Annotated in this window: 12 protein-coding genes and 1 pseudogene; all 13 read right to left on the bottom strand. The window is 61.0% G+C overall.

Features of this window, described 5'->3' with window-relative positions; genetic code table 11:
* Positions 1-778 precede the first annotated feature (778 nt).
* Positions 779-952, bottom strand: a complete 174-nt coding sequence (locus tag WCB02_RS34250; protein WP_423965534.1) for a hypothetical protein — start codon at positions 950-952, stop codon at positions 779-781.
* 462 nt (positions 953-1,414) lie between these two features.
* Entirely contained in the window at positions 1,415-1,930 is a 516-nt protein-coding gene (locus tag WCB02_RS34245; protein ID WP_423965536.1) for a tyrosine-type recombinase/integrase, read from the bottom strand.
* Between the two features lie 3 nt (positions 1,931-1,933).
* The gene (locus tag WCB02_RS34240; RefSeq protein WP_423965532.1) at positions 1,934-2,494 is read right to left on the bottom strand and encodes a hypothetical protein; all 561 of its coding nucleotides are present in this window, start codon (positions 2,492-2,494) and stop codon (positions 1,934-1,936) included.
* Positions 2,495-2,681: 187 nt separating this feature from the next.
* Entirely contained in the window at positions 2,682-2,969 is a 288-nt protein-coding gene (locus WCB02_RS34235) for a hypothetical protein (protein WP_423965530.1), read from the bottom strand.
* Positions 2,966-3,484, bottom strand: a complete 519-nt coding sequence (locus WCB02_RS34230) for a hypothetical protein (protein ID WP_423965527.1) — start codon at positions 3,482-3,484, stop codon at positions 2,966-2,968. Before WCB02_RS34230 ends, WCB02_RS34235 begins: the two co-directional genes overlap by 4 nt.
* On the bottom strand, positions 3,481-3,663 hold the full coding sequence (locus WCB02_RS34225) for a hypothetical protein (RefSeq protein ID WP_423965525.1): 183 nt from the start codon (positions 3,661-3,663) through the stop codon (positions 3,481-3,483). The genes WCB02_RS34230 and WCB02_RS34225 overlap by 4 nt, the downstream gene beginning before the upstream one ends.
* On the bottom strand, positions 3,663-3,842 hold the full coding sequence (locus WCB02_RS34220) for a hypothetical protein (RefSeq protein ID WP_423965523.1): 180 nt from the start codon (positions 3,840-3,842) through the stop codon (positions 3,663-3,665). The genes WCB02_RS34225 and WCB02_RS34220 overlap by 1 nt, the downstream gene beginning before the upstream one ends.
* 165 nt (positions 3,843-4,007) lie before the next feature.
* Positions 4,008-4,364 carry an HNH endonuclease gene (locus tag WCB02_RS34215; protein ID WP_423965521.1) on the bottom strand — a complete coding sequence of 119 codons (357 nt, stop codon included), beginning with the start codon at positions 4,362-4,364 and terminating at the stop codon, positions 4,008-4,010.
* Between the two features lie 8 nt (positions 4,365-4,372).
* On the bottom strand, positions 4,373-4,828 hold the full coding sequence (locus tag WCB02_RS34210; RefSeq protein WP_423965518.1) for an HNH endonuclease signature motif containing protein: 456 nt from the start codon (positions 4,826-4,828) through the stop codon (positions 4,373-4,375).
* Positions 4,825-5,001: a hypothetical protein gene (locus WCB02_RS34205; RefSeq protein WP_423965515.1), complete on the bottom strand. Its 177-nt coding sequence runs from the start codon at positions 4,999-5,001 to the stop codon at positions 4,825-4,827. Before WCB02_RS34205 ends, WCB02_RS34210 begins: the two co-directional genes overlap by 4 nt.
* A complete protein-coding gene (locus WCB02_RS34200; RefSeq protein WP_423965513.1) occupies positions 5,001-5,426 on the bottom strand; it encodes a recombination protein NinB in 426 nt (141 codons plus the stop codon). The genes WCB02_RS34205 and WCB02_RS34200 overlap by 1 nt, the downstream gene beginning before the upstream one ends.
* Positions 5,423-6,064 (bottom strand): lambda exonuclease family protein, encoded by a 642-nt coding sequence (locus tag WCB02_RS34195; RefSeq protein WP_423965511.1) that lies wholly within the window; start codon positions 6,062-6,064, stop codon positions 5,423-5,425. Before WCB02_RS34195 ends, WCB02_RS34200 begins: the two co-directional genes overlap by 4 nt.
* Positions 6,045-6,276, bottom strand: a pseudogene (locus tag WCB02_RS34190) (hypothetical protein); the annotation flags it as partial. The pseudogene WCB02_RS34190 and the gene WCB02_RS34195, both read right to left, overlap by 20 nt.

The raw sequence follows: 6,276 nt of genomic DNA, 5'->3' as shown, positions 1-6,276 counted from the left end.
TCCGCGCGCGCAGCTTCGGCGCGGGCCGGCGACACAGCAGCGCCGCGAAAATCGCGGTGTTCAAGGTCACCCAACCGATCGCCATACCACCCAGCACCGACATGATTTTTCCCCCGGGGCGCTTCTGCGCCTTTGGTGACGAAGTGAAGCCAGCTCGGCGCAGCCGCGACATCACGCCTCGCGCGCCCGAGCCATGCGGGTCACCTTGCATGCAAGCGGAACCGCGCGCGAGGCCCGATCGATCCCATGGTTAGAGCGTCCTTAAAAAGTTGCGGCCAACCATCGGGAAGTTGCCTTGGGCTTCATTCATTTGGCCCTGCAGGGGAATTCGAGCGCGCCGTCAGCGGAAGGCGCGCGCCGGCCTTGCCATCCGCGGGCGGTCTCCAGGCATTTCGGCATTCCGGGCGGGTCTTGATGCCGTTCAGCCGGCTTGCGGCTTGCCCAGGAGCTTCCACTTTATCGCCATGGTTAAGCCGATCGCTGCCGCGCCAAAGGGCGTTTTTTGCCGCGAATCAGGTGCTACTTCTTACCCCAGCCGCGGCTCGGATCGTTGCGTATCTCCGGGGGGGCGGTCGGGTTCGGCGCGTGTTTTCCAGGACTCACCGCGTGCCGGGCCGAGTAGCCGAGTAAACCGAAGAGCCGAGTGCGAGGCCAGTTCCGCTTATCCAGGGCAAGCACTCGGCTACTTTGTCTTGAACGCGATCAGGGTCTTGAACGCGATCAGGCCCGCGCCGGCACGACCGCGACGAGAACTTTCCGTCGCAGTCCTCGCCCGGGGCTATTCCGCATCCTGGCCCAGCAGCCTCCCGGTCCTGAGATTGAGGAAGTGCAGCCGGGCGCAGGCCTTGCAGGTCACCGCCTCGTACTCATCTTCTGGCGCATCATCGTCATCGTCCAGCCAGTGCTGGACCTGCATCGACGTCACCGGGCAGCTGAAAACAAATCGGGCCATTGCCCATAAGGGACCGTTCGGGGATGCCCGACCATGATCTGGCGCAAGGCGGACGGCGCAGGCGGGCGGATCCGGGCGGCCATGGCCGCACTGCGAAGCGCCAGCCCCCTGGCCCGCGCCATAGGCCAAACTGCGGCCGGCCTAGATAGCGGTGACGGTGAATTCGATTGATCTTGGTGAAGCAAATTAAGTGCACTGTCACCGTAATTCCAAAATTAAGTGCACTGTCACCGTAATTCCGAATGTCAGCGCATCCGGACAAAAACGTCCGATATTGCGCTTTGAGATGATGGTGGGTCCGTTTCGCTTGACCCACCCTACGCACTGGCGCGGCGAGGGGCTGCCATCGGCTTAGGCCGAATTTGCAAGTGACTGCGCAAACCCCTTTGATGCCTGAGGATTTCAGCCTTTATCGCCGAAACAAAAAAGTTGCGGCCAGCCCTTGGGGGAGGGTTAACCGATCTATTGTTTTGTCTTCGGTTTTTGCTTTTTCGCGGGCAAGTCCACGGATTTTCCAGCCGTCGGCAGCAACTCGGTGCGATCCCATTCGTCGCTCGCTGCAGTGTGCGTGTAGCGCGCGGCCGATCTCGGATCGCGCCATCGTCCGGTTGCGACCAGGCCGAGAACGTCCGTGCCGCCGTAGCGCCGCATCCACGTTGCCCAGGTGTGACAGAACGTGTGGAACGTCACCCACTCGAATCGATAGAGCGGGATCTTCATACGCTCGCCGCGCTTCGGTCTTTTGACGGGCGGCAGGCCGCATGCCGTGACCTTGGCGTTGAGGAAGATGAAATTCCTGTGTCCACCTTGGTGGAATCGGAAGACCTTGCCAGCGGCCTTCCTGTGCGGCTCCAGGAGGTCGCAAAGTTCCTGCGTCAATTTGACGGTGCGCGGATCGTCGTTCTTTGATTTCTCGATATAGGCTGTCCTATCGTCGAGGCTGACGCGCTCCCATCTCAGCGCCAGCGCCTCACCGATCCGTCATCCGGTGTAGAGCAGGAACGTCAACAGCCGGCCCATCTCCGGGTCTATCGCGTCCGCCGCCTTGATGATGGCGAAAGCATCGGGCGGGAGTAAGAACAGCGTTTTCGGATTGCCCTTGTGCCCCTTCGGGCGCTTCACGACGATGTCGACGCCAGCATGATGCAGGATGGCGCCGACAGGCGTATATACCGCGACATTGCGGGTTGCGGGCGTGACGTTCGGATAGATCGCCAGTGCGGCAGCGTCGATCGCGGCTTGGTCGATGTCTGTCAATGGCGTTTCGCGAAAATGCGCGATGAGCTTTCCTACATACCGACGCGATCGGCCGGCCTTCATATAGGCGACAGCGGCACTCAGGAAGGTCGGTTGGGCGGCCTGCTTTGGCTTCGGCGGATAGTCGCCGCGCTCGATCGCGTTTTCGAGCTTTGTCAGCTCGGCTTGAGCGACCGATTTTTTAGGAGTTCCTGCGCTTCGGTCCACAAAGACGTGGAGATATGTTCCCCGGATTGTCCAATTCGGCGTTTTGCCTTCACGGGGCGGGTAGAGCTTGAGCGGCATGCTGGCGCCTTCATGTTCGCGTCCAAAATCCGGTTGATGTCGGACTCCCTGAAAACCTTGGTCCGGCCAATCTGGCTGAAAAACGGTCGCCCGGTCGCATCGGTAGGATTTCGCGAAAGCCAATCTTGCAACCAACGCTTCGACTTGTGAAGCGCCTCGGCGGCTTCGGCGAGAGTAAGCGCGCGCGTCATTCCGCCCTCTTACCCCTGAGCTTGAGCACCAAGCCGCCCTCAGACGCGATCCGCGAAACCACATCGTCAAACAGCACTTGCGCGCCGTATTCGTCAGAGCAGATCAGCTCGACTATGACAGTCTTGCCATCGACGCTGGCGGCAGCATTGCGGATGAGACGGGAGAGGTCTTCGGTCATTCGGCTGCCCTCTGCACGATGTCGTCTCGCCTTTCGATCGGCCGGGCTGCAGATCGCAACTGCTAAATCGATCTCGTCTTGCCACGGATTTTTGCGGGGTTTCATTTCTTCTCCCGCGCCTTTTCCGCCGCCTGCATGTGCTCGGGGAGGGCGCGCCCGCGTGTGTCATCCTTCTCGATGCCGAACCACTTGTTATGCTCAGACGCATCGAGCTGCATGCGCCGATCCGCGCGCTCGATATCCTTCCGGACTCGCTCCGCGCCCTCCGGCGAATAGAGCGAGCCGTAAAAGTGGTTTGCCGGTGTCCAGGGGCGCCCCGAAATCGCCTCGACAAGCGCAATGACGTCGCCGACCGTTTGAACGTGCCGCAGATGGATGAAGCGGTGATACCTGCCGGCCGCGTCGCTGCGCAGCCAGCAAAACCAATCCTCGCCTCTGTTCGGCGCCAGCTCGATCCCGATATCTTCGAAGCTTGTTAGACATGGCTTTTCCTTGAGGCCGGCGCCGAGCCAGAGCAGCCAATGTTTGTCCGGCTGCCGGTCTAACTGATGCCATTTGAAGCCGGCATCCTTCAGCCATTGCTCGGTGATGGGGCCGACTGTTTCCACGATGTCGGTCATATCAGCCTCTCCGATGCTTCGGCCTTGGCGTAGTCATCGAGGATGGCAACGAAAATTGCGATCTGCTCATCGGCCATCTGTCTGGTCATTTTCCCGCTGTCGATCAGGCGCGGGAAAACGCGCTTGCGGTAGCTTATCTCGCGCTCGACGGCCTTGCGCTTCTGCTCCGAGGTGAACATCAGGAGGGCTCCTTGAGCGCGAGAATGTCTTCGGCCACAGGTAGATCGGCGTAGAGCGGCCGCGATCGAAGTCCTGCATCCTCCCACCCGATTTTCACATCGATACGCTGAGTGATGATTCCGAATGTCCCGTCACGCTTAACGCACTGCCATGCTACAGGCTTCTGTTTATCGGCCATCCCGTATTCCTCCTCTGTCGTGGCGCCGGTTCGCTGGAATTGTCTCCGAGGCATGCGCGCTTGATGCCGCAGATGGAGCAAACCGCGTAGCATCGCGGCAGCTCGATGGGCGTCCGCATGTCGGGCCTGCGGCAGTCATCACAGACGGGAGGATTCATCATCTGATCACCCCTCAATCCACCGCGCCGGAATCGGCGTGCCATCGAATTTCCGACCCGGAATGGTCCGGCGTTTGCGCTTCACGCCGACGTGGTTCGCCCTCTTGCGGTAGACGCGAGATTTCTCCGCGACATCGGCGGCCGTCTTTTCCTTGTGTGGCTTCCCGCGCAGAATCGGCGCCAGATTTGCTTCTCTATGCTCGCCGCCGTTGCAGAGCGCGAGGATATGGTCACAGTCCCAATGCTCGCCCGCCATGATCCGGCGGCCGGAAAAATGACAACGGCCTCCGTAGCGCTCAAATACCCGTAGTCGCACGCGGGCCGGGATTGAGGCATCCGGTGTTTTCCCAATCCATTCGCTCACCGATCGGCTCATAGATGCTTCCACGTCTTGCGGTGAACGATATGGGCGATGGTGCCCTTATCGACGCTATAGAGGCGGCCCAAGGCTCGCTGCGATTGGCTGCTTGCCCGGATTTCAAGAACCTGGGCCGGCGTCAATTTCGATTGCGGCAACTCTGTCCCGCGCAACTCGGGCAAAACAATCCGCCCCTTGTTGGCGCAGTCCCGCATGTTGTCGGTGCGAGTGCCGGGGAATAGATGGTCAGGGTTGACGCAACAGCGCACATCGCAGCGGTGGCAGACGTCGAGGCCGGGCGGCGGTTCGCCCTTCGCAGCCTTGAAAGCTTCGCGGTGGGCGCGGGCCATGCGGCCATTGATATTAAGAACGCCGTAGCCATGTTTTCCGATGGCGTTGAGCCACAGCCAGCAACCGCTATTCGGTTCCGGTGAACTGCGATCAAGAAACCATTGCACCGCGCGGCTCATGCTGCGCGCTCCTGGCTGCGGTCGAGGTCCGCGAGATAGCGCGCGCCGGCCGCGGTGAGGTAAAGCCGGCCGGCGACGATCTCGGCAAAGCCGGCGAATAGCGCGCTCGCGAGCGGTCCAAACATGACCGTCGCCGGCGCCTCGTAGGTCGCGCGTTGGAAAAAATCGAACATTAGGCCGCGCGCTCCGCTTGCTCGCGCATGGCCTTTTCTTTCGGATCGCTCCAAAGGATGCCGTTCTCGGCGCCCCAGGCGAACATGAATTCGATGAGGTCCGACATTTCGCGGACGCTCAAATCCGATGATGATTGGCCGTAGGGGACGAACGTTTTCCCATCAAGCGAGGGGAGGATTTCGATCTCCTTCCCGCAAGCGTGCATGAAAACGACCTTCGCCTCGTCGGTGGTGTACTTGCGTCCGTTGAACACGTGTTGCGTCACGATGTCGGTAAGCATCGCCCACATGCGATCGTTCTGCTCAATGCTCCGCTGCGGCGCCTTGAATTCGAGGCGCGTTCCGGGCGGGGCCTGGTTGATCCACCTGGCGGCCTTCTCGCGGATCGCTTTGCCCGACAAAACGAGTTGAACGCGGCTGCTCATGCCGCCACCGCGTCGCCGCGTCGGCGGATTTGCGCCACGACCTCATCGAGCTCCGCATTGAAGCGATCGACCTCGGTTGCGATCCGCTGGATGTAGGTTTCATCGCGATAGACCCGCTTCACGAACAGCGGGATGCCGGGCCAGTAGATCACCACGTCCCACCATGCCCGCTTGGTAAGCCAGAGGGTGCCTTGGACCTGGGCCTTGTGCTCTGGCGGGCACTCGTCTTTGAGGATGACATCGATCAGCAGGTGAGGAAACTTTGTCTTGATCTCGGCCCCACCGTCCTTACCGATCAGTGAATCCGGCGAGCATCCGGCGCGGCCGTTCCGGATGAAGCCGACGCGCTCAAGCTGCGTTCCGGTCTGGAAGGCATAGAGGTCGCGGGCCTCGGGTTCGAGTTCGTGGCCGCGCTCGGTATGCTCGTTGGAAAAGCCTTCCATCGGCTGCCCGGTGATGATCTCGCCGGCAATCTTGAGCATGTAGGTTCGTCGCGTCTTGCCTTCGCCCTTGGCGAGCACGGTTGAAAATTGCGAGGCGGTCGGAATGCCCATTCGGGCTTTCAGCCACTCCTCGGAGTTCTGTTCGCAGTTGATGATCTGCACGGGGGCTGCCTTCTCAGTAGGAAATTGAAACATGCGGAATGCTGCCAGCGATAAGCGCATCAACGAGAAGCTCGGTTGCAGTCTGATCCACAATTCCGCCGACTGCGGCGGCGATCTCGCGATGGATTTTCGCCCGGCGCTTCTGGTTTGCGGTCAACTTTTCGGCCTTGGCTTTTGCGGCCACGGCTTCAGCGGCGACGCGCTGGCGCTCCATCTCAACCGCGCGCGCGGCGGCGGCTTCCTGG

The organism is Bradyrhizobium sp., assembly GCF_049581145.1.
In the GTDB taxonomy this organism is placed as follows: Bacteria; Pseudomonadota; Alphaproteobacteria; order Rhizobiales; family Xanthobacteraceae; genus Bradyrhizobium.
The sequence above is the reverse complement of the archived record's forward strand: the minus strand, read 5'-3'. Positions and strand labels throughout refer to the sequence as shown.

What these genes read in the sequence shown, in the direction of transcription:
- WCB02_RS34250 (WP_423965534.1), bottom strand. Translation starts at nt 952, where the DNA reads ATGGCCCGATTTGTTTTCAGCTGCCCGGTGACGTCGATGCAGGTCCAG.
- WCB02_RS34220 (WP_423965523.1), bottom strand. Translation starts at nt 3,842, where the DNA reads ATGGCCGATAAACAGAAGCCTGTAGCATGGCAGTGCGTTAAGCGTGAC.
- WCB02_RS34210 (WP_423965518.1), bottom strand. Translation starts at nt 4,828, where the DNA reads ATGAGCCGCGCGGTGCAATGGTTTCTTGATCGCAGTTCACCGGAACCG.
- WCB02_RS34225 (WP_423965525.1), bottom strand. Translation starts at nt 3,663, where the DNA reads ATGTTCACCTCGGAGCAGAAGCGCAAGGCCGTCGAGCGCGAGATAAGC.
- WCB02_RS34200 (WP_423965513.1), bottom strand. Translation starts at nt 5,426, where the DNA reads ATGAGCAGCCGCGTTCAACTCGTTTTGTCGGGCAAAGCGATCCGCGAG.
- WCB02_RS34195 (WP_423965511.1), bottom strand. Translation starts at nt 6,064, where the DNA reads ATGTTTCAATTTCCTACTGAGAAGGCAGCCCCCGTGCAGATCATCAAC.
- WCB02_RS34240 (WP_423965532.1), bottom strand. Translation starts at nt 2,494, where the DNA reads ATGCCGCTCAAGCTCTACCCGCCCCGTGAAGGCAAAACGCCGAATTGG.
- WCB02_RS34230 (WP_423965527.1), bottom strand. Translation starts at nt 3,484, where the DNA reads ATGACCGACATCGTGGAAACAGTCGGCCCCATCACCGAGCAATGGCTG.
- WCB02_RS34235 (WP_423965530.1), bottom strand. Translation starts at nt 2,969, where the DNA reads ATGAAACCCCGCAAAAATCCGTGGCAAGACGAGATCGATTTAGCAGTT.
- WCB02_RS34205 (WP_423965515.1), bottom strand. Translation starts at nt 5,001, where the DNA reads ATGTTCGATTTTTTCCAACGCGCGACCTACGAGGCGCCGGCGACGGTC.